This is a genomic window from Massilicoli timonensis, assembly GCF_900199515.1.
GTDB lineage: Bacteria > Bacillota_I > Bacilli_A > Erysipelotrichales > Erysipelotrichaceae > Massilicoli > Massilicoli timonensis.
Genome location: NZ_LT963433.1, coordinates 76,001 through 99,045 on the forward strand (window position 1 = coordinate 76,001; position 23,045 = coordinate 99,045).

Genomic DNA, 23,045 nt, shown 5'->3' on the forward strand with positions numbered 1-23,045 from the left:
AGGTGAAAGTATGAACGGTTCTTTATTTGTGCTGGCAGCCGCCTTGCTGTCTAATTTTATCGCACAAGGACTCAAACCGGTTTTTCTCTATATCCGCACCGGTAAATTCGATATTCATGAGACGATTGCCTGCGGCGGTTTTCCATCTTCCCATACTTCCACCGTCGTCGCGTTAATGATGGCGGTCGGATTCAGTGAAGGGTTTTCTTCTTCTTTGTTTGCGGTAACCGCTGTATTTGCCTTCATCGTCATTTATGATGCGGTCAATGTGCGCTACTACGCAGGTAAAAACATTCAGCTCACGAAACAGCTGATCGAGGACCTGGAGGCGAATACCCAGTTGCGCTTTCATGATCCGATCTATGATGAAAAGATCAAAGATGTGCTGGGCCATCGTTTTGTCGAAGCGCTGGGCGGTATTTTCTTAGGTATCTTGGTATCCACTGTATTTTATTTTTTCGTATTTATGTTATAGGAGGTTATTTATGGAAGAAACAGTCATCAGAGTGCTGCGTACGCTCAACAAGATCCGCCCCTTTATTCAAAGAGACGGCGGCGATGTGGAATTTGTGAAATTGGAGGACGGCATCGTTTATGTCAATTTGACCGGCGCCTGTGCCGGCTGTCCTTCTCGCTCCATTACGTTGCAGGACAGTGTCGCTTCCCTGCTCTTAGAGGAAGTGCCGGGCATTGTCGATGTGCGTTTGGCTGAATAAAGCACTGCGGTGCTTTTTTTATTGCATGCATTTGGAAACAGCAGTGCCTTTTTATATAAAATGTGCTATCATTATTACATCTAATCAAACAAGGAGGAATCCACTATGAAAGAACATTCAAAATTTGGGATCTTTTTGCTCATTTGGCCATTATTAGCTGCTTGGAGCCTTTTTGTCATCATCACTTCGCATCAGGATGTCGATTTTATCTCCAAACTGACAACGCCGCTTGGACTTTTATTACTGACTTTCTTCCTTTATGCCAGCACCACTTATACACTGCGTGAAGATGCGCTGGTGATTAAAAGCATGCTGGTATTTGAAGAAGTGATCCCCTATCAAAATATCAAAAACGGCACGATCTGCACCAACTTTACACCGGCTACCGCATATAGCGCCAAACGGATCCGCATTGAATATAAATCGAAAGGGGTTGCGCGCTATCATCTTGTCTTTCTTTCACCGCTTCATCTGGAAGCGTTCTATGAAAAGTTAAAGCCGCAGATTCCGATCGAAAACCGCGGTCTTGATGAACATACGTTCTATTATAATGAAAAAGAAATGGAACAGGAAATGCAAGACGGCGATCATCCGACCAAAATAATCTAAAAAATCGTTTCGGTGCATATCCCTATCTTCTCTACATTGATCCATGATCGAATAGAAGCAGTTGCATAGATGCAGATACCATCGCTCCAGCTGCTTTTTTATGATGTTTCCCTGTCACTTTTTCAAATAACCGACTTCCGTGAAAAAGCGATCTAACCGCGACGCCAAAATACCGGTTTCTTTATCGGTCGTTTCCGGCGTCCACTCTAATAACTTTACAATTTCCCCTTTTTCATACTGCACCAATGTCGGAGAATATTTTACTCCATAGCGCTCAAACATCGGCTCCCGTTTCTCCTTATCCGTCAAGGCATCCGGCAATTCTTCATCCAGATCAACGACATACAGTTCTAAAAAGGCAGAATCCTCGCTTAAATGATCAGCCAGATAATTTTCTTGAAAATGAATGGAATCTTCACAGTTTTGCGTCCATCCGAAATAGACGACCATATCTTCCCGCTGCTCCAATTTCTGATCCAGTTCATCAAAATGAAGCCGTTTTAATTCACTGAATGCAACCTTGTCATTACAGCCGCAAAGCACTAGCAGAAAAGCGCTGATCCATAGAATTTTCTTCATCGCTCTCACCTCTTGCACTTATCATATACTAATTGTCCTGATTATGCAAATCACTATAAGGAACAAGCTGCGGCACTTTTCCATTTACCAACTGGATCACCAGCGGAACTTGGGTGGAAACGACCATTTCTTCCACACTTAAAGAAGTGATCGCCTGTGCCTTGATACTGATTTCCAAAACGATCTCGATCTTCGTATTGTTTAAGCCATACGCTTCGGTCTTTGTTTTCAATTCTCCGTTCACATCGTTGAGCAGCTTCATGCGAATCGGGATCTTCGGTCCAAGATCCTGTAAAAAGCCAATGCCACTTAAATAGCCTAACGGCATTTCATAAATGATGCCATCCGCAAAAAAAACTTCATCAAGCAATGGATCATCTTTACCGTTTTGTGCGGCAATCAAGCTTTCATCAATGGTTTGTAAAGCGGAATACAACAGCTGATTTAATAGCAGCGTGTCATATTCGATCGAAGTGATATTCCCCTGTGCATCGCGGTTAATGATCAAAAGATCCTCTGTATCATAATCAATATTGCTTAATACACTGGATACGATACGGTTTACCGCTAAAGACACCTGTGTTTTCGCCTGTGCCTTTAAGCGGGGCTGAATAAACTGATTAAAGGAAATACTGGTGCTGATGAGCAAATACAAAAGCGCACCGATGAGCACAAGCAAACGGATGCGTTTCTTTTTCTGTTTCATGAAAACATGCCAAACAGTGCTTCTTCCCCGCTCATCCCTACCGTAATGCCCTTAGCTGCTGCCGCTGCCGTACAGGAAATGATCTGACTTTCCAACAATTCTTCAAAGCTGTCCCCTTGTTCCACGATTGCCATGACACACTGACTGCGATGCTCCTGCGTAAAGGAAACGGAAAACTGCGCAGTACATAAAATGCCATGTGTAGAGGTAATGAGACGTATCTCATTATGCGGCAAACGAATCGTAACGGCGATAAAATACTCTCCGTGCAGCTGCATGGTTTTCATGCTTATCACTGAAAATCCCTCCCCTTCTATCTTATGAAGTGAGGGGAGGGATTATGAAAGCTTAGGATTGCTTGTCTTTCAGTAAATCGCGGATCTCGGTGAGCAATACTTCTTCCGCACTTGGCTGCGGTGCTTCTGCCGGCGCTTCTTCCTGTTTTTTCTTAAACGAATTGATTGCTTTGATAAAGCAGAATACACTGAACGCTACCAACAGAAAAGAAACTATGGCATTGAGAAAATTACCGATCATGATCTGCGCACCGCCGATGCCGATCGACAGATTGCTGAAATCGACACCACCGGTAATGATACCGATGATCGGTGTGAATACATCGGCCACCAAACTGTTCACGATGGAAGTGAACGCACCACCGATAATGACACCGACTGCCATATCCAGCACATTGCCGCGCATCGCAAACGCCTTAAATTCCTGAACAAATTTTTTCATAACTGCTTCCTTCATGGTCCTTTCTTTTTACATGGCGCCTTTTTTCTAAAACGCGCATCTTTCTAAAAATCAATTATGAAGATCCTCAACCCGATCAATAAAGCGCAAAGGCATGAAACAATAGTTATCATATGAACTTATATGGTTGCCCATCGTTTCTTCAAACGACAGAAAGAGGATCGATCATAAAACATTTTTTACCATAACAGTATATGTTAATTTTAATGATTTGTAAATATTTGATTTTTCGATCATTTCTTTTCCAAATCATAAAAAAGACATTGATAAAGGGAAGCAAAGCTGTCTGCTTGATCAAGCAAAAGATAAATCGAAAATGCAAAAACATTGTTCAGATGTTTAGAAACTCCTACATCGATTGTCTTTATATCCTCGTTTTTACCGTTTAACCGAAATCGTAGTGCTGCCCCTTGATCATGTAAATGATATGTTCACAGATGTTTTTTACATGATCGCCGGCACGTTCGATATTACGCAGCATGCTGCTAATGCCAAATACCAGATCGACCAGGTCATCGCTGTTTTTTACGAGCTGCTTTAATTCCTGATACTGCTCGTCGATCAAAGCATCGCGCTGTGGGATCTGAAATGCTTTTTCACTGTCATGATCCATGTATGCCTGCATTGCTTCTTCCAGCATGATGATCAGATTTTGTTCCATCTGGTGCGCCGCACCGCGTACTTTTTCATCTAATGATTCATGCTTGATCAAATAAATGGCAATATGCTTGGCATAGTCGCCGATCCGTTCTAGCTCCGAAGTGATCTTGATCGCCGCGATCACTTTACGCAGATCGCTGGCAACCGGAGAAAGCAGAGCCAGTGATTCTACCGCCATATCGTTGATTTCTTCTTCCAGACGATTGATGCGATCATCTGCCTGAATGATATCTAATTCTTTTGTCTTATCCGGTTTCAGCAGGACATCCATGACACTGCTGTGCATCTGGATGACTTTTTCCGACATGTGCATGATACAAGTTTCCATTTTATCTAATTTACGTTCAATTCTAATCATGTGTTTTCTCCTTATCCGAATCGTCCGGTAATGTAATCTTCCGTACGCTTATCGCTTGGCTGCTGGAAGATCTTTTTCGTTTCATCAAATTCTACCATTTCGCCCATCAGGAAGAAAGCTGTTTCATCACTGACACGGGCTGCCTGCTGCATATTGTGCGTAACGATAATGATCGTATAATCTTTTTTCAGTTCCATCGCCATTTCTTCGATCTTGCTGGTGGAAATCGGATCAAGAGCGCTGGTCGGCTCATCCATCAGGATCACTTCCGGTTCCATTGCGATTGCCCTGGCGATGCATAAACGCTGCTGCTGACCGCCGGATAAGCCAAATGCACTCTCTTGTAAACGATCTTTTACCTCTTCCCACAAAGCTGCCTTTGTCAAAGACTGTTCGACGATCTCATCAAGAATTTTTTTACTTTTGATGCCCTGACATCTTGGTCCATAGGCGATATTGTCATAGATCGACATTGGAAAAGGATTGGCCTTTTGAAAAACCATGCCCACTTTGGTACGCAAATCAACGACATTCATCTGCGTACTGTGAATATCGTTTCCATCCAGTTCGATCGTACCGCTGACCTTACAGCCGTCCACCAGATCATTCATGCGATTCAAACAGCGCAGGAAAGTCGATTTGCCGCAGCCGCTGGGACCGATCAAGGCCGTGATCTTGTTTCGTTTAATATCCATCTTGATTTGCTTTAACGCCTGTTTATCACCGTAAAACAAATCCAGATGATCTACATGAAAGATTGTTTCAGCATTCATATCCATTCCTCCTAATACCATGCTTTATTCAATTTCTTAGAAAGCAGTTTTACCGTGATATTTAAGATCAATACAAATATCAGGATCACGATCGAGATCGCACTTGCTAATTCAAAGTTTGGCTGCTCACTGCTCATGATGTTATAGATATGCACAGCCAGTGATGTACCCTGTGACAATAGATGCGGTGCATCGTTCACATAAGTCCCCATCGTATAGATCAAAGCGGCGCTTTCACCGATGACGCGCCCGATACTGAGCATCACACCGGTCAAGATTCCAGGAATCGCACATGGAAGCACAACTTTGAAAATCGTTTGGGATTGGTTCGCTCCTAGAGAAAGCGAAGCATCTCGCATGGATTTCGGCACGACGATCAGCGCTTCTTCCGTCGAGCGTATGATCGTCGGCAATAAGATGACCGCCATCGTAAACGCCCCTAATAAAATATTGGTGGTCGTGGCGCCAAACAGCTGGGTAACCGGGAATAAAACAGTAACCCCCATCAAACCGAAAATAATGCTCGGCACGCCTGTCAACATATCGATCGCACTGCGAATGAGCGCCGTTACCTTATTTTGCTTTGCATATTCATGCAGATAGATCGCCGCCGCAATGCCAAGCGGCAAAGCGATCAGCAAGGAAACGAGGATCAAATACAGGGTCGAAAGGATCGAACCGCGAATACCGCCGCCCGGCGTCTTAAAATATGCCTGTTCGATCACGTCCGCCTGATCCAACGCTTCACAAAGCTCTTTTGCATTTTGCGACATGATATTGCCTGCCGTATAGGTGATTCCATTTTCATCCTGATAACTGATGCGTTCCACCTGAAAGCCGCTTTCCGCAGACAGCGTTACCTGCTTATCTTTGATACTGTCATCTAACAGCCTTGCAAAAGGAGAAGCTTCATCTACATATTCGATCAAAATCACATTGTCCTTATTTTGATCTTGCGCATCCACAAAGGCGATCCCCCATTTGCTTGAGAAAGCAGCGCCCTCATTCAGATCAGCCGGCGCCTGATAATTCCCCGCCTGATTATAGGATTCTTCAACGCTTACCAAATAATTATTAGACCAGTAGTTGCCTTTTAGAAGATCAAAGCCCAGTGAGGAAAACCCTTTGGAAAAAATAAAAACAAAGATGGCGATCAGAATAAACGCGCCTAAGCCACTGGATAAATAAGTAATGGCATTCAAACAGGCATCTTTGATCTTCCGTTTCTTTTTTACAGCCGCATTTACCTGCATCATTTCATATTCCCCACTTTCTTCTTCACAAGATTCAAAATCAAATTAGAAAGCAGAATCACTGCCATTAAGACCAGCCCTGCCGAAAAGCGAATATCATAATCCAGACCGGTCGTTTCTTTTAACCCGGAAAGCATTGTCGTCGTCAAAGTCCGCGTTGTATCAAACAGATTAAATGTCGGACCGAACATCTTATTGCCGGCGACCATTGCCACTGCCGTCGCTTCGCCAAACGCCCGTCCAAGTCCTAATATCGCTCCGGCAAATATGCCGGATTTCGCACTGGTCAATACGACTTTGAAATTTGTCTGCGTGCGAGTCGCGCCCAAAGCAAGAGAACCCAGTTCTACATCTTTATCAACTGCCCGGATCGCCGTAATGGAAAGCGAGGTAATCGTCGGAAAGATCATGATTGCCAGCAGTAATATGACTGCCAGCAGCGAACTGCCCCCAGCCGTCACCAAGCCGAACTGCGCTGCCAATGTGCTGACCAGAAGCGTGATCGTACCGGATGCAAACACCCCATATACGACCGAAGGAATCGATGCCAGCAGCTCAATGACCGTCGTCATCATCGCCGACAGTTTTTTAGGTGCGATCTTCGTAATAAACAAAGCGGTCAGCACCGATAAAGGAAACGACAGCAGCAGTGCACCGAACGAAGAAACCAACGTATTGACAATAATGAATCCGACACCGTAGATTCCCTGATCCTTGCGCCATGTCGTTCCAAACAAAAAGGAAAAGAAATCCACTCCTTCTTGGAGGAAAGGCGTAATGCCTTTCATACTGATAAATATGACAATGACTGCGATCGCACTGGAAGAAAGCAGCGCAGCTGTAAAAAAGCACGCACGCATTCGTTTGTCTTTTCTGAGCTTCTTTTCATTTTTCTCTGTGCTTATCACATCTCTCACAAAACTTTTCATCATTCACCAATCCTATCATCTTCAATAAGAAACAGCCCAGATCACCAGGCCGTTTCTTCCATTTCACGCTTGCGGCGCTTATTTCTCTAAATCTTCCCAGTTTTTGGTGGCACCGGTAAAGATTCCCTTTAACTGTTCCTGTGTCAGATTTTCGATCGCATTGTCTTTGTTTACGATCGCCACAACAGCATCAATGCAGTACTGTCCGGAAAGCATCGCACCATCTACCGGTTCTTCATCCTTAAAGGTACGGGATGCAAAACCGATATCCGCACGGTTCGCACCGTCTTTTTCAGCTCCTAACACACGTGGATAAGCATCAGAGCTTCCTGACTGATTCATCACGAATTTGAAGTTTCCGGCCATCGGCGAAAATGCTTCCAAAGATGCTTTCAGTGTTTTTTCTACGGAAGTAGAGCCTGCTGTCGTAATGGTGATGCCGGAATTGTCCTGATTCAATACCGATTCATATTTCGGCGCCAGTTCGCTCCATGCAACCGCCTTGCTCTCATCTACTTCTCCGCCGTTTTTCTTCACGATTGCCATACCTTCTTTTGAATTCTGCATGAAATCTAAGAATGCGGCTACCAGTGTTTCTTTTTCTTCGCTTTCGAAATCACCTGCTGCTCGAGTAACGAACATGAACGGACGCTGTAAGCCATAAGAACCATCTAATACGGTCTCGGTGCTCGCTTCAACACCTTCATATTTCAGCGCTTTTACCCCGTTCTTTTCAAAATCAGTAGATAATGAGGTATAACCGATCCCATTAAGATCCGCACCGACTTTTGCGGCCATGTCATCGTTGCTGGCAACTTCATGTGCCTTTTTCGTAAGTTCCCCTTCAAAATCCACTCCCTTTTCAAACGCTTCTCTGGTACCACTGGATGAATCTCTGGTGTAAACCTGGAATGCGCCGCTTACCCCTTCGCTTGTTTTTTCATCTCCGCCACATCCCGCTAGTGATACACTCATCAAGCAGGCAAATCCTACTGCCATCAATTTCTTCATAAAACGCATGCTGATTCCTCCTTTTGCATACTGTGTATGTCTTTCCTCATGCACGCTTATTATAAAGCGCTGATTATCAGATTGTATTCAAGCGTTTGTTAAATGAACGTAAAATGAAAAAAAGGAAAAAGATGAAAAGATCGTGCATTTTAGAGAAGCGCTATAAAAAAGCACTGCCTTCATGCCAACGAAAAAGATAAGCAAAAAGGAAGATGATCCATGATCGAAGCCGCATTGCCAAGCTAAAAAAAGCTCCCTATTTATTCTTGATAGGGAGCAATCGTGACATTTCCTTGTAAATTTTCTATCTGTTCTTTCCCGCTGATGATCTCACCTAATGCGTATAACTGACTTCCTTTCCCAAAATCATCATAGAACAAAACGACATCGCCCCAAGGCGCATAATAGGCAAGCGTTCCCTGTTTTGCATCGGCAAGCGGTGTATCTTCTAAAGACAGTTCCTGCGGCGGATAAAAGATTTTTTCATTGGTGCTGTAGTCCTGTATTTCTAAAGTGAGTGGAAGCTGTGCATAAAGGGAGCGGGCAGCTTGGCTTTGATTCAGTTCATAGATGAGTGTGATCGTATCTGTACGGATGCTGATATTCATCGTTTCTTCCTCCTTCGTCGCAGATGTTGCGGTATCTGTTTCCTGTGAAGCGTCATTTTCTTCGCGATCTTGTCTTTGTGATGTCTGCTCTTTTTCCACCGCTGTCGATGATTTTGATCTCATGCACCCGGCACAGCACAAAAGCGCAAACACCATACACAATAAAAGTTTGTTTCTTTTTTTCATCATGCGGATTTCTCCTTCTGCTCATGCAGCTTCAAAAAATCTGTCAATGCCTGCTTCAGCTGCATCATCAATGCTTCCAGATCTTCAAAGGAACAGGCAGTATTGATGCGTAAGAAGCCTTTTGCATCTGCCGTATGGTTTTTTCCATAAGGAAGAAAAAGATCGTAGGCTTCACGCAGATAAGTTGCGAAATCTTTTTCAGAGATCGATGGTTCGATCAATTGCAGCTGTAAATAATCGGTATCCGCATAGGGACTCATCTGCATCTGCGCAAGCTGTGTTTCGATGAAACATTCGAGGAATGCTTTGTTTTTATCTATTTGTTTTTGTACGCTTGCGTCGTCTTGATCGATCTTATTTGTCAAGACCACACCTTTGGCAGCATCCAGATCCATGATCACTTCCCCTACCTGCGGTGCACAGATGAATCCGCTTAATGGATTTTTCACACTGTCAATGGCAGAAGTAACGACTGCCTGCAAATCAGAACGTTCAAAGCAAAGATCGGTGTCGATCATCTCACAGTTGATGAGCAGCAGGTTTTTACAATAACAAAGCGGCTGCGTGCCGATGATCTTACAGTTGATCAAAGTCAGACCATCGCTGTACCACGCTAAATATTCTCCTTTCACAACACTGTTTTTTACAGTTACATTTTCCGCATGCCAGAATGCGTCTTTTGTGTCTAATACACAGTTCTCAAAATAAGCATCTTTGATATATTGAAACGAGTATTTTCCCTGAAACTGCACATTGGTAAAATGCAGATCATTGGAACGCATCATAAAATATTCACTTTTAACATCGGTATCGCTCATTTTGATGCCTTTGGTAAACCAGCCGAATTCCATAGAATCAATATCACAGTGCGCAATGCTCACATTGGCACACTCTCGCAGCGCTTTAATGCCATGCAGCTGCGAATGTTCGATCTTTACCTGATCACAGTACCATAAAGCAGCCCGGCACAGCTCGCTCATTTCCGCATGATCAATCTGTAAATCATGATTGTGCCAAAACGGATAACGCAAATTGAAGAAGCAGTGGTCTACGGTAATTGCTTGACACTCTTTTAGAGCGCTCTCGCCGTCAGCAGGCCCATCAAAAGCACATTCTTTTACCAATGCCTCGTTCAAACCGTATAATGCCCGTTCTTCATCAAAACGCTGTTCCTTTATGATCTTCATATTCATCCTTCCTCTCCTCTATTTTTCCTGTTTACTGCGCTTGATCTGATAAACCAGATAATCCACACAGTCAATCTGCTTTTCTTTCTGATGCACCATGCTAAGCAGACACGCACGATGCTGTTCCAACATCTGCAACAATGATTCCATATCATCCTCTGCCAGCTGCTTCATCAGATCGTCAATCATGTCTTTTGAACAACCGGCATCGATCAGATTTTGCATGACTGCCTGCCGCGAACCATAACAGATCGATTGTTCCAGCTTCATATCATCACCCTTTACTTTTTATCTGCTCCTATCATAAAGGAATTTATAGAAAATAACAAATACTTATAAATAATAGACTTGTATAGTTGAAAACTATACAATATTTTGCTATGCTGATAACAGGTCATTACTGTAAACAGCAGAACAAGAGGAGGAAACGATATGGAACTACGGGTACTTGGCTATTTCCTTGCGATTGCGAGGGAACAAAGCATCATTCGAGCAGCTGCTTCCTTACATTTATCACAACCGACACTATCTACACAGATCCGCAAATTGGAAGAGGAATTAGGCAAACAGTTATTGGTGCGCGGCAGTAAGGGATCACGAAAGGTAACTTTGACGGAAGAAGGGATGATCTTAAAGAAGCGCGCTGAGGAAATTCTGCATCTCGTTGAAAAAACAGAGAAAGAGATCACCTTTTCTGATCATGGCGTAGTCGGCGATGTCTATATCGGTGCCGGAGAAACCGATGCGCTCAGACTGCTTGCCCAAGCCGCCAAAGCGCTGCACCAATCACATCCCGGTATTCATTATCATCTTTCCAGCGGCAATGCGGAATTTGTATTGGAGCAGTTGGAAAAAGGGCTGATTGATTTTGGGATCGTGTTCGGCAATGTTGATTTTACAAAATATAATGCTTTGAAAATGCCGATAAAAGATACTTGGGGCGTGCTGATGCGGAAGGATTGCGCACTTGCAAAAAAAGCAGCGATCACACCTGAAGATTTATGGGAGCTGCCCTTGATTCTCTCCCACCAAAAAAATCAGGAGGGTGCGTTTTACACATGGCTAAAAAAAGATGTAGAGCAGTTAGACATCATCGCTACTTATAATTTGTTGTTTAATGCCTCTTTACTGGTAGAAGAAGGACTTGGCTATGCGATCGGTCTTGACAAGATCATTCACACCGGCAAAAACAGCAAGCTGTGTTTTCGACCTTTGTATCCAAGCGTGGAAGCAGAGATGTTTATCGTGTGGAAAAAATACCAAGTGTTCTCAAAAGCGGCGGAGCAGTTTATGCGAAAAGTGAAAGAATTACAGGAAAGGGATAATGTCGTGTCTTCAGATCTCTAATATGTAAAACCAGCACAACAACGACAAGTAAAATGATAAAAACATTTATTAAAGAAAAAAGCAGAAGAATCTGCTTTTTAAGGTTAAGGATAGATGTCATCATACCAATTCTCTTAGTCTTTTTTATCAAATGAATGAAAAGAGCGTAAATTTGAATTTAGGTTTTATTCAGTAACCGATCTTATTTTCTATCGTTAAACCCTTTTTTACGATTCATTATCGAGCTGCCAATGAGAACTTTCATTTTGTAATTCAACCATATGATGATATAGTCCTTTCTGCGCATACAATTGCGCTGGCGTTCCCTGTTCTTTAACACGTCCATTTTCCAGTACAACAATTTTATCAGCCGATTGAACAGTACGCATGCGGTGTGCAATAACTAATACTGTTTTATTTTTTAAGAGTCTTGATAAAGCTTCTTGAACTTTCGTTTCATTTTCGACATCAAGACTAGCAGTAGCTTCATCCAATAAAATGATCGGAGCATCTTTCAACAAAGCTCTGGCAATGGATATGCGTTGTCTTTCCCCACCGGAAAGCTTCGCCCCATTTTCACCAATAAATGTATGATATCCTTGAGGTAACACATCCACAAATTCATCACAGTTTGCTGCTTTGGCAGCTGCCAGTACTTCTTCATCTGTTGCTCCTCGCTTACCAAGACGAATATTTTCCATAACAGTATCATCAAATAAAACAACATCCTGAAATACCATTGAATAGTCACTTAACAATATCTCTGGATCAACTGTGGAAATATCCACACCTCCTACCTTGATTGTACCTTTAGAAATATCCCATAATCTGGCTGCCAATCTTGCACAAGTACTCTTTCCTGAACCTGAGGGTCCAACCAATGCTGTCACTTCTCCCTCTTTGGCAGTAAAACTAATATCATGTAAAACTTCATTTTGATCGTAAGCAAAGCTGACATGTTCAAATACAATATCATGTCCTTGAGGATCAAACTTTTCTATACCGCCTGCCAAAGATGTTTCATAGATTTGATTCATACGATTGGCAGATATTTGAGAAACAAACATTTCCGCAATCAAAGCCAGACTTTGATCGAAAGGAGCATAAATACGTGTAATAACCATCAAAAATAAGAACAAAAGCATAAAATCAATACTTCCGGATAAAATGAGATGTGTTCCTACAAGCATTGTTGTTGCGACACCAAGACGCATGATCACGCTCGCTGCATTGACAAAAAGTCCCGTTCCCAGTTCTCCCTGGATCATGACACGTTCATGATCGTCAATCTTCTGATATAATTCTTCTAAATATCGTTCTTCCTGATTGGTGGCTCGTATTTCTCTAATATTTTCCAACGTTTCTTGAATACCATCAGAAACACGAATAGCATAACTTTTTGTTCTTTGCGATGCTTGAGCAGTAAATTTTCTTGATCCAAACAATAAAGCAAAAGCAACTGGAACACCCCACAGACAAGCCACAGCGAGTCGCCAATCATAGACAAATAAACAAACTGCGATAACTGTCGTAGAAATATAAGCACCATAGAGATAGCCTAAGACATGTGACCAGACATGTTCCATACGATTGACATCGCCCATAATCGTTTCTGTTAAATCAGCTAAATCACGCTTGCCAAAATATCCAAGTGGAAGCTTGCGAAGTCGTTCAGCAAGACGCAAACGAGTTGCTTTCACTTCATTATACACAAGTCCATAAGTGGCTTTATATTGCTGTAAATGTGTTATAAAAGACAAGAACACAAATACGACAAGTAAAGTAAGAATAAGTATGGTATGAGATAATGAACTTCCATCTATGAGAGCACTCATAAAATCAGACATCATCAAGTAGAGAATACTCATCCCCATCATAACGATCAAATTAACAACGACTGTCCAAAATGTTCCTTTTTTGATGTTTTGTACACCTTGATCCGTGAGAGCATATTTGCGCTTAAATTTTTCTCCAAACATTTACTTTGCCTCCTTATCACTTGTAATTTTCCATTGAACTGCTTGGTTGTAATCTTGCCACATTCTAGCATACAAACCATCAGCATTAACCAATTCTTCATGTGTACCTTGTTCGACAAGCGTTCCTTTTTCTAATACGATAATCTTATCGGCTCCTACAACAGTAGAAAGACGATGGGCAATCATTATGACAGTGCGTCCCTTTGTAAGCATAGCAAATGCTTTTTGGATGAGCACTTCATTTTCTGGATCAGCAAAAGCCGTCGCTTCATCCAGTACAACAATAGGCGCATCTTTCAAAATTGCTCTAGCTAATGCAATACGCTGTTGCTCCCCGCCAGAAAGATAAGTTCCTTCTGTTCCAATCTGTGTATCAATACCATCAGGTAACTTATCAATAATATCTTTGCATTGAGCTGCCATCAATGCTTCCATGACTTGTTCTCTTGATGCCTGTGGACGTGCAGCACGTACATTTTCTAAAATAGATGTTTTGAATAAACGATTGTTTTGGAAAACAAAAGCCACTTGATCCATAAGAACATGAGGATCCATTTGTGTAACATTCACACCCCCAATTTCTACTGCACCTGAACTGGCATCCCAAAATCTCGGAATCAGACTAGCAGCCGTTGTTTTCCCTCCACCAGAAGGACCAACCAGCGCTATTGTCTGTCCTGAATCTGCTATAAAAGATACATGTGAAAGTGCTGGTCTTATGGCTCCACCATAAGTAAAACTGACATCCTTAAACTCTACTTTATTATTCTGCGGCATTTGTGGATGATCAGGTTTCTTTAATGTTGGTGCTTCTATGACTTGACGAATACGATCCAATGCTGTACCCGCCAGCATCATTCCTGAAGAAGCAAACATAATTTTAGCAAGAGCCGTAGAAATAATAGCAGAAAAAACAGCATAGAAAACAAAATCAGTGATAAACTCCGCAAACTGTCCGTTTGCTAAAGAATTAGGTGCTAAAAATAGAACAACAGGTACTAGAAAAATAAACGCACCTTCTGTAAAAGTCAAGTTGATTGTTTGAGGAATTTGACAGACATCCGCCTGATAATATTCAGCCTTATTGCTATAAGCCTCTATTGCCTCTTTGAATGCTCTAAAAGAATAAACAGTCTGCTGGAAAATTTTGACGACTGGAATTCCTCGAACATATTCCGTTCCTGCCTTTGTCATACGATCTTGAGCTGCCTGATACTCCCCAACAATTTGTACGTTTTTGCCACCCATCATCGAAAACATCGCAATCACTGAAATAACCACTGTCATCAAACATGCCAATCCCATGCGCCAGTCAAAAACAAACATCATGACTATCATTGATATAAAAAGCACGATTGTACCCACAATATCAGCTAAGTTATGTGCCATAAGCTGTTCTGTGTCAGCCGCTGCTGCGTCCAATCGTCCACGAATCAACCCAGAGGCATTGGAATCAAAATAGCCAAGAGGCACTTTCATCATATGGGCAACACCCTGTTTGCGAATATTCGCCGCAGTACGGAAAGCTGCAAGATGCGTACACATCAAGCCTATAAAATATAGGATAATTCCACCAACTGCAAAACCAAAGGCTGCCCAGCCATATTGAGAGACATCTTGTGCCTGCGTCCAATTTGGTGCTGCTGCAATGAGATCGCGTGCTACCAGCCAGATACAAATGTAAGGCACCATACTTAAAAGCATTGATACTGCTGATAAGACTAATCCTAAAAAAGTCAATCCTTTACGCTTACCCGCATATCCTAACAAAACCGTGATATCACTTTTTTTCTTTTCTTCCATGGCAATCCCTCCTTAATAAGTTAGTTATAACTAACTCAAACTCTAAAAAAAGAAAATTTCTAGGCCTTCCTCTTATTGATAAAGTCTGAAAACCATTATATATCATTTTTTCAACAGACTCCTTACGTTATATAGGAAATAGTTTTAGCCATCCAGCAGTATAAAATTCTCGTAATTGTTCGACATCACGCATTGCTTCTTCTTTAGGCATATCATGGATTACAATTTCAAAAATTCCACCCAGCATACCACTAGCAATAATATGGCACAGCGAATGACTCAATTCATGTCCTTCATACCCTAAACTACGAAGCGTTTCCACATATTGCATCGTACTTTCCACTTCAACTTCAACCATATTATGGATAAAATTCTCATAATCCGTACCATCAGCGCCACATATCAACAATTTGACCGGTTCTCTATGTTCGCAAATGTAATCCACCATCCAGCGAAGACAAGATCCAGATTCTACTCCAACATGTGTTATTTTTTCTTTTTCGGGCAATTTGGCAAAAGAAAGCTGAGCATCCATAAATCTTGACATCAAAGCTTTCGCGTGAGGTTCCACAATTGAAGCAAATAGAGCTTCCTTACTGGAAAAGTAACCATAAAAAGCGCCTGTCGTTACACCAGCATTTTTAACGATCTGACGTAAAGAAGATCCATTAAACCCCTTATCCAAAAATTCGTCAAGAGCCGCCTGTTGAATCTTTTCCAATGTCAAGCTTGATGTTTCCTGCATTTTTAAGCCTCCATATAACAGTGATATATAACACTGTTATAATACACCCTTATCTTGTTGCTTGTCAAGAATAAACATGACATACAAATAATATTTTACATTTTGCCCTTTTCAATAGTAACCGTTCTTATCATCAAAAGATCTTCCAATCATCTCCGGTTATTCCAAACAAAAAAACAGGGCGCTATGATAGCATACTGATGCAGCACCCTGCTTATATAAAGATTTTGTGGCAAACACAATGTCAGTCAAATGATTCCTGCAACTGATCCAAGACCATATTTAATTCCTCCAATATCGCCTGTTCCTCCATACAACTGCATAGTTTCTCTGTATTCGCAGGATCACTGAATATTTGATTGATGTCCTGCAAGATCGCCAGGTGGCTCTCCGCATCAGGTGTTGAAAGTACAAGGATGATCTTTGCTTCTCGTTTTTTTGCAAATACGACCTTCTCCTGAAAAACAACCAGACTACATGCTAACTGATTCGCACCATCTTCACTTTTGGCATGTGCTAACACTACATCAGGAGTAATAAACATATAAGGTCCATATTTCTGTAACTGCGCTATGATAGATGCACAATAATTTTCTGTTATTGCCTCTTCCTCTAACAAGGTTCTGCATGCGTAATGAATTGCCTGTTCCCATCCCATCGGTTCCTTTACGATCGCAACATGCGTCAGATCTAAAAAGTCCATCAATGCGTGAGATTTGAATAGTGATGATGCACTCGATTCGATCATATGAAGTGATACGATATAGCTTTCTAAATCACTGTATAAATTTTTATACTGACCAGGATCTACATATTTTTTAACGATCTGGAAGAGTTCTTTCGTATTCGCGGATCGATTTTGAAGCAACGTCTTGCTCATGCTTCTTTTCAATATTTGTATCCGGTCTACATCAGTCATGATCGGGTGCACCACTACTAACGGAAGATCTGTTTTTAAGGGAATCGTCGAAACGATCAAATCACATTCCCAATTCCCCTGCATAAATTCTTTTGATGAAATCGCCGCTGTAATCGTTGCATTTGGCAATAAGGTTTGGAGCTCTGCTTTTAACATATTGCCGGTCGAAACGCCGTTTGGGCAAACAAGCAGAATTTTAAGGATATTTACACTTGTTTTCATCGCCCGCAAAAAGCCACCGAAATGCAATGTCAAATACGCAATTTCCGAATCAGGGATCGGAGTGCCGATATGATCGCTCAATACCTGCGCTGCCTTTTTTGTAATCGCAAAAAGTGCCGCATACTGATTCATGATTTCTTCCATCATCGGATTCCCCAACTGGATTCCATATTTATAACGATACAAGGAAGTATGCAAATGGGCAAACAGAGTTCGCTCGATCTCCGCTTGATTTTCAAATTCGACGCAAGCCACTCGCTTAAATTCATTGACCAAAAGTCTTGTCAGTTCCCGCGTTTCCTCATCCTCACCGTACTGTACGACATCACTTGGAATCGACTGCAGTCTGGATCCTAACAAATGTAACGTCAGATAACAGGCTTCTTCATCAGAAAGCGAAGGAAAATACTTTTTTACCAAGCAACACTCCTGTGTAGAGGCAAGTTTTTTATGCGAAATGCCTTTTATTCTCACTTTTTGTGCATTTGTCTGCATCAGCGGCAACAGCATCGCCAGCGTTTCAAGCGTTCCTTCCACAAAAGTTACCTGTAATTCCGCTTCCATGCTTTTTAATTTTGTGCAATATTGTTTCATATCTTCTCTGTCAAAAAGATTCATGATTTCATTTTTGATAAAAGGATCTAACATATTGATATAGAGAAAAAAGACCGCCCTTATTTTGATCGCATCGCCTGTGATTTGATACCCTTTTTTCGTTTCATTTGTCATGCAGAGATGATATTGTTTAAGTATCTTTGTGATCTTCTTCAAATCAGAAATGATCGTATTACGGCTGACCAAAAAATAGTTCATCAAATATTCAAGCGTAATGCGCTCATCTATGACAATCATCAAACAAATCATAATATAGATTCTTTCCAAAGGAGAAAAGACATATTCACTCATATGCTTTTCTTCCTGTAATTTCGTTTGAATCGCATGCTTTTGAATATTGGTTAAGAAGATCCCTTTGTTTCTCTCGATTTCGAGTCCGGCAATTCCATTTTCGGAAAGCCAGGCATTCACTTTTTGAATTGCGTAATAAGTCGTTCTTCTTGATATGTCAAACTCTTTCATCAAAGCGCCTAACGATACATATTCATACTGTGTCAATATAAAGTGTAAAATATCCTTGCTTCGTGAATCCAACAGCATGGCGTCCTCCTCTCGATCACACTTAAAGTTTTCTTGCAGGTGATCTTTTTTACATCAATGCTTTGTTCTCTAACAATTTGAGGGGCCCATTACTATCAAATCAGTATGGACCCCCGCCGCAATATGTTTACAGGACACATTCCTCACAGGCTTCTTTCCTTGTAGGTATGAAATCTTCACTCATACCTTGCTTCATTCTGATACATTTTCTCTGTACGCACCTGTATACTATTTTATTAACATATTCTGTATGCATAAATACTTTATGCTTCCATATGGAAAAGTATTGATAAAGCAGCGACTAGTTGCATGACTGCTTCAATTTTGTTTCCAGTTTCTCTTTTAATTCCGTCATATCAAGAATATTATCCAATACGATCTTATTCTCTAATTCACTTGCACTTGCTTCTAAGTCTTTGCCGATCACAAACAAATCAGCGACACCGTTAGCAGCAGTTGACAAGGAGGAGTGCAGCACCTCGATGCCGCTGTATCCTAACTCTTTCATGATTTTTTCTACATTCATACGAACCAGCAGACTGGAGCCCAGGCCTGATCCGCAGCAGCACATAATACTTTTGACTGTCATTTTCTATTTCTCCTTTATTCTCCCTTTTCTTCATTTGGATATTTCTTTGGAACGATATAGTGATACAGGATCGGCAGCAGAAATAAAATGATCGCTAAGATCAATAAACCGTTGCCATGTACCAACTGCGCGACGTATCCTAATAAAATGCCTGCCACCGAGAAATCGGTATCGGAAAAAGTACAGTTCGCAAAATTCAGCAAACCCATTACCGGCATACAAAGCGCCGGTAAAAAGGTAATCAAAAGTCCATGTAAGAAGGAACCGATGATACATCCTTTCAAACCGCCTTCGGCATTCGCAAAGACACCTGCTGTAGCACCGCAGAAGAAATGTGGAATGACTCCCGGCAAAATCAATGCAATCGCGATACCGGCATTGTTCATAAGTCCTAAAATGAATAACCCGACGACACCGCCTAAGAATGAAACTAAAAATCCGATCAGTACCGCATTTGGCGCCGAAGGAAATATAATCGGACAATCCAGCGCAGGCTTGGCATGCGGCACGAGCTTTTCAGCAATTCCCTTGAATGCAGGAACGATCTCGCCGATGATCAATCGAACCCCTGACAAGATGATGAACACTCCTCCCGCGAAATTGAAGCCGCGAATCAACGCCCATACGATCCAATGCGTCTTGGTATCTCCTGATGCAAACATCGCCGCGATCACCGGATCGTGTAAACCGCCTTTGGCGATTGCAACACCGGTAACGATCAAGAAGAAAAGCACCATCGTCAATCCGATTGCCACGGTCGTATCACGCAGAAAACTGATTCGCTGCGGGAATTTGATATCTTCGGTTGATTTGATCTGTTTTTTATTTCCACGCACAATGCGTCCGACCTGACCGGCAAACCAATAGCCTACACCGCCAAAATGTCCCAGTGCGATGGTATCCGTTTTCATTACCTTTTTCATCGTCGGCATACAAATTGCCGGGGACAAAACCATGATCAGTCCCAGTAACAGTCCACCGGTTATGATCAAAGTTGTTTCGCGCAAACCGCCGACATGCAGGATCACCGCCAGCATACATGCCATGTATAAGGTAACATGCCCGGATAAGAAAATATAGTTTAATCTGGAAAATCTTGCCATCACGATATTTGCGACCATTCCCAAGCACATGATCAACGCGGTTTCAGAAGCAAATTGCTGCAACCCAAGCGATACGATCGCTTCATTGTTTGGAACAACGCCTTGAATGCCAAACGCATAATTGAATAGTGTTCCAAAATCATTTAACGAACCGCTTTGTAAAAAGCTTGCACCTGCTGTAAGAACAAGAAAACCTACGATTGTTTTCACGGTCCCTTTTACGACCTCTTCTATCGGTTTCTTTTGTAGAATCAATCCAAGCAATGCCACAAGACCGACCAGAATAGCCGGAGTGGCTAAAATATTCAAAATAATTGACAAAAACTGCATAAACTCGCCTACTTTCCTTTGTCTGCTTTCAGAAACTCCTCATAAATTTCCTCAATGCTGTCAAATCCACATATTTTTTCAATCCTCGATTCATCCATAAAGATCTCAGCCAGCTTGCTCAACGCACCGATGTGTGATTCGCTGTCCTCCGCCGCAAGCACCACCAACAGTTTGGCTTTCTTTTCCTTTGAAAAGATGATTGCTTCTTTGGAAAGGGTGATCGCAAGCTGTTTTGCAATGACGCCTTGATCGCTTCTGCCATGAATCAATGCAAGGTTTTTTGCAATTACATAATAAGGGCCCATTTTTAATGTATTCGCAATAATTTCCTCTGCATATCTTGCTTCGACACAATGACAGTCGACCAGAGGCTGCACGCAGTATCGGATCGCGTCTTCCCACTCCAGTGCATGGTCTAACATCTTTATGTTTTCTTTTTTCAGTAAATCTTTTATCATCGTCCCACCTCGCTTTTATTGGCAATTAAAGTATATACGGAGGAGAAAAAATTATAAAGCCCAATCTTTGTTTTTGTTTTGTGCAATCGGTTTCACTGTTTTGAGGAAAATGTTTATTTTTACTTGGAGGTAGGAGTAAGTACAGAGGTGATTGCTGATCATTCTCTGTACTTGGCGCTTTTGTTGCTTGAATACAAAGAAAATGACATAAGCTTTTTATTAACACTTTTCAATAAAAGAGCAATAAGTAAAGTGAACTTGTAACAATGGAAAAAATACATTTTATTTACAGATAAGGTGCTGCTTAAATGAAAGAATGACTTGTTTTTCGGTAATCCCGCACGCAAGCATCGCTTCAACCTGTCTTGCAATATTTTGATCTTTTGATGATACCCGTATATATGCGTATTTTGTCATAAAGTCCTCCTATTATCATTTCGAGGAATATTATACAAGTAATGGAAAATGAACTTATCATTTTTCGACGAATTTTTTGAATTTGAAATATGATCAGTTAGAGGAGTGATTTCATTTCCATATTGCACAGGATAGTATGAATTTTAACTTTTTTAGTTATTTATAGATTTTATTCGATGATTTGCATTTTTATTTAGCTATTTATATGCTACTTTTTCTTTCAGTTCTTTCATACATAAAAAGATGCAAGTTATTAACAACTCACATCGTTATAAACTGATTTGATTTTCTTCATTTTCCTTAACTGATAAAGGACTTGACGTGGAACATAAGGAAATAGGAGGTACATCAGATTCTCCTACGAAAAGCGCTCCACGATTTTGCCACGATCTTTGCCAACTGTCCCCAACATTAAATGATCATGATATTTTTTGCCCGTCTTTTATAATTCTTTTCCAGCATTGCAACATGAGAAAGGAAATCAGTATCATCAAAATATTTCGCATGCGTCGGACAGCAGCGGACACAAGCCTGACATTTTATACATAAACCGACAGTCTCCATAGTATTGATATCAATGCTCTCCAAAGGGCACTTTTCAACACATAAACCGCAATGGATACATCGATCTGCATCTGTATAAGGTCTAGCTTTTAGAAATTTCGCAGGTGTGCCATCCTCTTTGAGCGGTGTGTAATAGGCGCCTAATTCACTATGGTCTATTTTCAAAAACATTTTTCTATTGTCTGTTAGTTTCTGTACTACTTTAGAAGTGAAGGCTGCAATTTCATCCAAATCGTTTTCATCTGGTCGCTTGGCTCCAATTTGATCTGAAAAGGCATGACGTCCGGCAAAAGCCGCTGCTCCTACGATCGAAAACCCATTATCCTCCATCAAAATCATTAACTCTCTTAAGCTTTCGTCCGGGCTTCGATTGCCAAAAACACAGATTGGAACTGCTGGTGTTCCTTCACCCCAAATCTTAGCCTTATATTCCGGTACCAGTTTATTAGGAAGGCGTCCGGCATACACAGGAGATGCCATCACCACCAGATCATCTTCACTAAAATGGTATTCATTATAACGATTCTTTGGTTGTGTAATGTCAAAAAACGTACACTCTATATTCAGTTTTTCAGATAAATTTTCTGCCACAAGATGAGCAATCTTCTCAGTACCGCCGGTTGGGCTGAAATAAAGGACACACACTCTTTTGATGTTCATATCATATCCTCCTGTTTTCTATCCGTTTGTCTTCATCAAAATCATAGCACAAATAGGAACTGCTATCTATCTCTTTCTTTAGCGTTTAGTTATATAATGCGGCATATTACAAGCAAGCCTACAATCTGATGGCTTCCTAATCTTGCGTATTTGGCTTTGAAATAAAAACAAGAGTGTCAAGCGGAAATGAAAATGTCTCAATGAATTCCGTTTTTTTTCTTATTTTTATTCCGGGGTTTTTCGGACGAATTTATCACTTAAATCTGTAACTAATTACACTCGTCTCTTGCCAGGTGCATATACGTTCTATGTTCCTTAAGTGATCAAATAAAATCGCGTTTTCCCCCGAACACTTTTTGAATATTAAAAAACCTGACTTTACGATGAAAATCAGGTCAATATCTGTTTAGTAGCAGTTTAATTCACTTTTTATCATCTACTTTT

General features: G+C 41.4%; 25 protein-coding genes. 4 read left to right on the forward strand and 21 right to left on the reverse strand.

Annotation, left to right across the window (positions count from 1 at the left end):
- The first annotated feature begins 10 nt into the window (after nucleotides 1-10).
- The 3 genes from C1712_RS00925 to C1712_RS00935 all read left to right on the forward strand — a co-directional run bounded on the left by C1712_RS00925 (nucleotide 11) and on the right by C1712_RS00935 (nucleotide 1,325).
- A complete protein-coding gene (locus C1712_RS00925; protein WP_102265975.1) occupies nucleotides 11-475 on the forward strand; it encodes a divergent PAP2 family protein in 465 nt (154 codons plus the stop codon).
- A gap of 10 nt (nucleotides 476-485) precedes the next feature.
- Complete coding sequence (locus C1712_RS00930; protein ID WP_102265977.1) at nucleotides 486-716, forward strand: NifU family protein; 231 nt, start codon at nucleotides 486-488, stop codon at nucleotides 714-716.
- 105 nt (nucleotides 717-821) lie between these two features.
- Entirely contained in the window at nucleotides 822-1,325 is a 504-nt protein-coding gene (locus C1712_RS00935; RefSeq protein WP_102265979.1) for a PH domain-containing protein, read from the forward strand.
- A gap of 114 nt (nucleotides 1,326-1,439) precedes the next feature.
- Here C1712_RS00935 and C1712_RS00940 read toward each other — a convergent pair whose 3' ends face one another.
- From C1712_RS00940 to C1712_RS01000, 12 genes are all read right to left on the reverse strand, one after another.
- The gene (locus C1712_RS00940) at nucleotides 1,440-1,904 is read right to left on the reverse strand and encodes a DUF6568 family protein (protein WP_102265981.1); all 465 of its coding nucleotides are present in this window, start codon (nucleotides 1,902-1,904) and stop codon (nucleotides 1,440-1,442) included.
- Nucleotides 1,905-1,932: 28 nt separating this feature from the next.
- On the reverse strand, nucleotides 1,933-2,610 hold the full coding sequence (gene yunB / locus C1712_RS00945; RefSeq protein ID WP_102265983.1) for a sporulation protein YunB: 678 nt from the start codon (nucleotides 2,608-2,610) through the stop codon (nucleotides 1,933-1,935).
- Nucleotides 2,607-2,897, reverse strand: coding sequence for a DUF1805 domain-containing protein (locus C1712_RS00950; RefSeq protein ID WP_276833585.1), 291 nt, complete (start codon nucleotides 2,895-2,897; stop codon nucleotides 2,607-2,609). Before C1712_RS00950 ends, yunB begins: the two co-directional genes overlap by 4 nt.
- A gap of 61 nt (nucleotides 2,898-2,958) precedes the next feature.
- Entirely contained in the window at nucleotides 2,959-3,348 is a 390-nt protein-coding gene (gene mscL / locus C1712_RS00955; protein ID WP_102265986.1) for a large-conductance mechanosensitive channel protein MscL, read from the reverse strand.
- A gap of 403 nt (nucleotides 3,349-3,751) precedes the next feature.
- Nucleotides 3,752-4,384: a phosphate signaling complex protein PhoU gene (gene phoU / locus C1712_RS00965; RefSeq protein ID WP_102265990.1), complete on the reverse strand. Its 633-nt coding sequence runs from the start codon at nucleotides 4,382-4,384 to the stop codon at nucleotides 3,752-3,754.
- 11 nt (nucleotides 4,385-4,395) lie between these two features.
- On the reverse strand, nucleotides 4,396-5,157 hold the full coding sequence (pstB, locus tag C1712_RS00970) for a phosphate ABC transporter ATP-binding protein PstB (protein ID WP_102265992.1): 762 nt from the start codon (nucleotides 5,155-5,157) through the stop codon (nucleotides 4,396-4,398).
- Nucleotides 5,158-5,168: 11 nt separating this feature from the next.
- Nucleotides 5,169-6,413, reverse strand: a complete 1,245-nt coding sequence (gene pstA, locus C1712_RS00975) for a phosphate ABC transporter permease PstA (RefSeq protein ID WP_102265994.1) — start codon at nucleotides 6,411-6,413, stop codon at nucleotides 5,169-5,171.
- Complete coding sequence (pstC, locus tag C1712_RS00980) at nucleotides 6,410-7,339, reverse strand: phosphate ABC transporter permease subunit PstC (RefSeq protein ID WP_102265995.1); 930 nt, start codon at nucleotides 7,337-7,339, stop codon at nucleotides 6,410-6,412. The genes pstA and pstC overlap by 4 nt, the downstream gene beginning before the upstream one ends.
- Before the next feature lie 78 nt (nucleotides 7,340-7,417).
- Nucleotides 7,418-8,359, reverse strand: a complete 942-nt coding sequence (locus C1712_RS00985; RefSeq protein WP_245858022.1) for a substrate-binding domain-containing protein — start codon at nucleotides 8,357-8,359, stop codon at nucleotides 7,418-7,420.
- 251 nt (nucleotides 8,360-8,610) lie between these two features.
- Entirely contained in the window at nucleotides 8,611-9,081 is a 471-nt protein-coding gene (locus tag C1712_RS00990; protein WP_219718820.1) for a cyclophilin-like fold protein, read from the reverse strand.
- A gap of 62 nt (nucleotides 9,082-9,143) precedes the next feature.
- Nucleotides 9,144-10,331 (reverse strand): DUF3737 family protein, encoded by a 1,188-nt coding sequence (locus tag C1712_RS00995; protein WP_102266314.1) that lies wholly within the window; start codon nucleotides 10,329-10,331, stop codon nucleotides 9,144-9,146.
- An 18-nt stretch (nucleotides 10,332-10,349) separates the two neighbouring features.
- On the reverse strand, nucleotides 10,350-10,601 hold the full coding sequence (locus tag C1712_RS01000) for a hypothetical protein (RefSeq protein ID WP_102265997.1): 252 nt from the start codon (nucleotides 10,599-10,601) through the stop codon (nucleotides 10,350-10,352).
- Between the two features lie 162 nt (nucleotides 10,602-10,763).
- Here C1712_RS01000 and C1712_RS01005 point away from each other — a divergent pair, with 162 nt between their 5' ends.
- Nucleotides 10,764-11,678 (forward strand): LysR family transcriptional regulator, encoded by a 915-nt coding sequence (locus tag C1712_RS01005; RefSeq protein WP_102265999.1) that lies wholly within the window; start codon nucleotides 10,764-10,766, stop codon nucleotides 11,676-11,678.
- Nucleotides 11,679-11,884: 206 nt separating this feature from the next.
- On the opposite strand, the gene C1712_RS01010 is transcribed toward C1712_RS01005, so the two are convergent.
- The 9 genes from C1712_RS01010 to C1712_RS01055 all read right to left on the reverse strand — a co-directional run bounded on the left by C1712_RS01010 (nucleotide 11,885) and on the right by C1712_RS01055 (nucleotide 22,601).
- Nucleotides 11,885-13,636: an ABC transporter ATP-binding protein gene (locus tag C1712_RS01010; RefSeq protein ID WP_102266001.1), complete on the reverse strand. Its 1,752-nt coding sequence runs from the start codon at nucleotides 13,634-13,636 to the stop codon at nucleotides 11,885-11,887.
- Complete coding sequence (locus tag C1712_RS01015) at nucleotides 13,637-15,439, reverse strand: ABC transporter ATP-binding protein (protein WP_102266003.1); 1,803 nt, start codon at nucleotides 15,437-15,439, stop codon at nucleotides 13,637-13,639. It abuts the gene before it with no gap.
- A 127-nt stretch (nucleotides 15,440-15,566) separates the two neighbouring features.
- Nucleotides 15,567-16,184, reverse strand: coding sequence for a TetR/AcrR family transcriptional regulator (locus tag C1712_RS01020; RefSeq protein WP_102266005.1), 618 nt, complete (start codon nucleotides 16,182-16,184; stop codon nucleotides 15,567-15,569).
- A gap of 244 nt (nucleotides 16,185-16,428) precedes the next feature.
- Nucleotides 16,429-18,480: a BglG family transcription antiterminator gene (locus C1712_RS01025; protein WP_102266007.1), complete on the reverse strand. Its 2,052-nt coding sequence runs from the start codon at nucleotides 18,478-18,480 to the stop codon at nucleotides 16,429-16,431.
- A gap of 301 nt (nucleotides 18,481-18,781) precedes the next feature.
- Nucleotides 18,782-19,069: a PTS sugar transporter subunit IIB gene (locus C1712_RS01030; RefSeq protein WP_102266009.1), complete on the reverse strand. Its 288-nt coding sequence runs from the start codon at nucleotides 19,067-19,069 to the stop codon at nucleotides 18,782-18,784.
- Nucleotides 19,070-19,083: 14 nt separating this feature from the next.
- Nucleotides 19,084-20,502, reverse strand: coding sequence for a PTS ascorbate transporter subunit IIC (locus C1712_RS01035; RefSeq protein ID WP_102266010.1), 1,419 nt, complete (start codon nucleotides 20,500-20,502; stop codon nucleotides 19,084-19,086).
- Between the two features lie 8 nt (nucleotides 20,503-20,510).
- On the reverse strand, nucleotides 20,511-20,960 hold the full coding sequence (locus C1712_RS01040) for a PTS sugar transporter subunit IIA (RefSeq protein WP_102266012.1): 450 nt from the start codon (nucleotides 20,958-20,960) through the stop codon (nucleotides 20,511-20,513).
- A 282-nt stretch (nucleotides 20,961-21,242) separates the two neighbouring features.
- The gene (locus C1712_RS13080) at nucleotides 21,243-21,377 is read right to left on the reverse strand and encodes a recombinase family protein (RefSeq protein ID WP_281254595.1); all 135 of its coding nucleotides are present in this window, start codon (nucleotides 21,375-21,377) and stop codon (nucleotides 21,243-21,245) included.
- Nucleotides 21,378-21,788: 411 nt separating this feature from the next.
- Nucleotides 21,789-22,601 carry an EFR1 family ferrodoxin gene (locus tag C1712_RS01055; RefSeq protein WP_102266016.1) on the reverse strand — a complete coding sequence of 271 codons (813 nt, stop codon included), beginning with the start codon at nucleotides 22,599-22,601 and terminating at the stop codon, nucleotides 21,789-21,791.
- Nucleotides 22,602-23,045 lie beyond the last annotated feature (444 nt).

Bases quoted from the DNA above. Each gene is read 5' to 3' on its own strand.
- pstC (WP_102265995.1), bottom strand. From the start codon at position 7,339: ATGAAAAGTTTTGTGAGAGATGTGATAAGCACAGAGAAAAATGAAAAG.
- pstA (WP_102265994.1), bottom strand. From the start codon at position 6,413: ATGATGCAGGTAAATGCGGCTGTAAAAAAGAAACGGAAGATCAAAGAT.
- C1712_RS00940 (WP_102265981.1), bottom strand. From the start codon at position 1,904: ATGAAGAAAATTCTATGGATCAGCGCTTTTCTGCTAGTGCTTTGCGGC.
- phoU (WP_102265990.1), bottom strand. From the start codon at position 4,384: ATGATTAGAATTGAACGTAAATTAGATAAAATGGAAACTTGTATCATG.
- C1712_RS01055 (WP_102266016.1), bottom strand. From the start codon at position 22,601: ATGAACATCAAAAGAGTGTGTGTCCTTTATTTCAGCCCAACCGGCGGT.
- C1712_RS00930 (WP_102265977.1), top strand. From the start codon at position 486: ATGGAAGAAACAGTCATCAGAGTGCTGCGTACGCTCAACAAGATCCGC.
- C1712_RS01020 (WP_102266005.1), bottom strand. From the start codon at position 16,184: ATGCAGGAAACATCAAGCTTGACATTGGAAAAGATTCAACAGGCGGCT.
- C1712_RS00935 (WP_102265979.1), top strand. From the start codon at position 822: ATGAAAGAACATTCAAAATTTGGGATCTTTTTGCTCATTTGGCCATTA.
- C1712_RS01035 (WP_102266010.1), bottom strand. From the start codon at position 20,502: ATGCAGTTTTTGTCAATTATTTTGAATATTTTAGCCACTCCGGCTATT.
- C1712_RS01015 (WP_102266003.1), bottom strand. From the start codon at position 15,439: ATGGAAGAAAAGAAAAAAAGTGATATCACGGTTTTGTTAGGATATGCG.
- C1712_RS01040 (WP_102266012.1), bottom strand. From the start codon at position 20,960: ATGATAAAAGATTTACTGAAAAAAGAAAACATAAAGATGTTAGACCAT.
- C1712_RS00950 (WP_276833585.1), bottom strand. From the start codon at position 2,897: ATGAAAACCATGCAGCTGCACGGAGAGTATTTTATCGCCGTTACGATT.
- C1712_RS00995 (WP_102266314.1), bottom strand. From the start codon at position 10,331: ATGAAGATCATAAAGGAACAGCGTTTTGATGAAGAACGGGCATTATAC.
- C1712_RS01010 (WP_102266001.1), bottom strand. From the start codon at position 13,636: ATGTTTGGAGAAAAATTTAAGCGCAAATATGCTCTCACGGATCAAGGT.
- C1712_RS00925 (WP_102265975.1), top strand. From the start codon at position 11: ATGAACGGTTCTTTATTTGTGCTGGCAGCCGCCTTGCTGTCTAATTTT.
- C1712_RS01000 (WP_102265997.1), bottom strand. From the start codon at position 10,601: ATGAAGCTGGAACAATCGATCTGTTATGGTTCGCGGCAGGCAGTCATG.
- pstB (WP_102265992.1), bottom strand. From the start codon at position 5,157: ATGAATGCTGAAACAATCTTTCATGTAGATCATCTGGATTTGTTTTAC.
- C1712_RS13080 (WP_281254595.1), bottom strand. From the start codon at position 21,377: ATGACAAAATACGCATATATACGGGTATCATCAAAAGATCAAAATATT.
- C1712_RS00985 (WP_245858022.1), bottom strand. From the start codon at position 8,359: ATGCGTTTTATGAAGAAATTGATGGCAGTAGGATTTGCCTGCTTGATG.
- yunB (WP_102265983.1), bottom strand. From the start codon at position 2,610: ATGAAACAGAAAAAGAAACGCATCCGTTTGCTTGTGCTCATCGGTGCG.
- mscL (WP_102265986.1), bottom strand. From the start codon at position 3,348: ATGAAAAAATTTGTTCAGGAATTTAAGGCGTTTGCGATGCGCGGCAAT.
- C1712_RS01025 (WP_102266007.1), bottom strand. From the start codon at position 18,480: ATGCTGTTGGATTCACGAAGCAAGGATATTTTACACTTTATATTGACA.
- C1712_RS01005 (WP_102265999.1), top strand. From the start codon at position 10,764: ATGGAACTACGGGTACTTGGCTATTTCCTTGCGATTGCGAGGGAACAA.
- C1712_RS01030 (WP_102266009.1), bottom strand. From the start codon at position 19,069: ATGACAGTCAAAAGTATTATGTGCTGCTGCGGATCAGGCCTGGGCTCC.
- C1712_RS00990 (WP_219718820.1), bottom strand. From the start codon at position 9,081: ATGAGATCAAAATCATCGACAGCGGTGGAAAAAGAGCAGACATCACAA.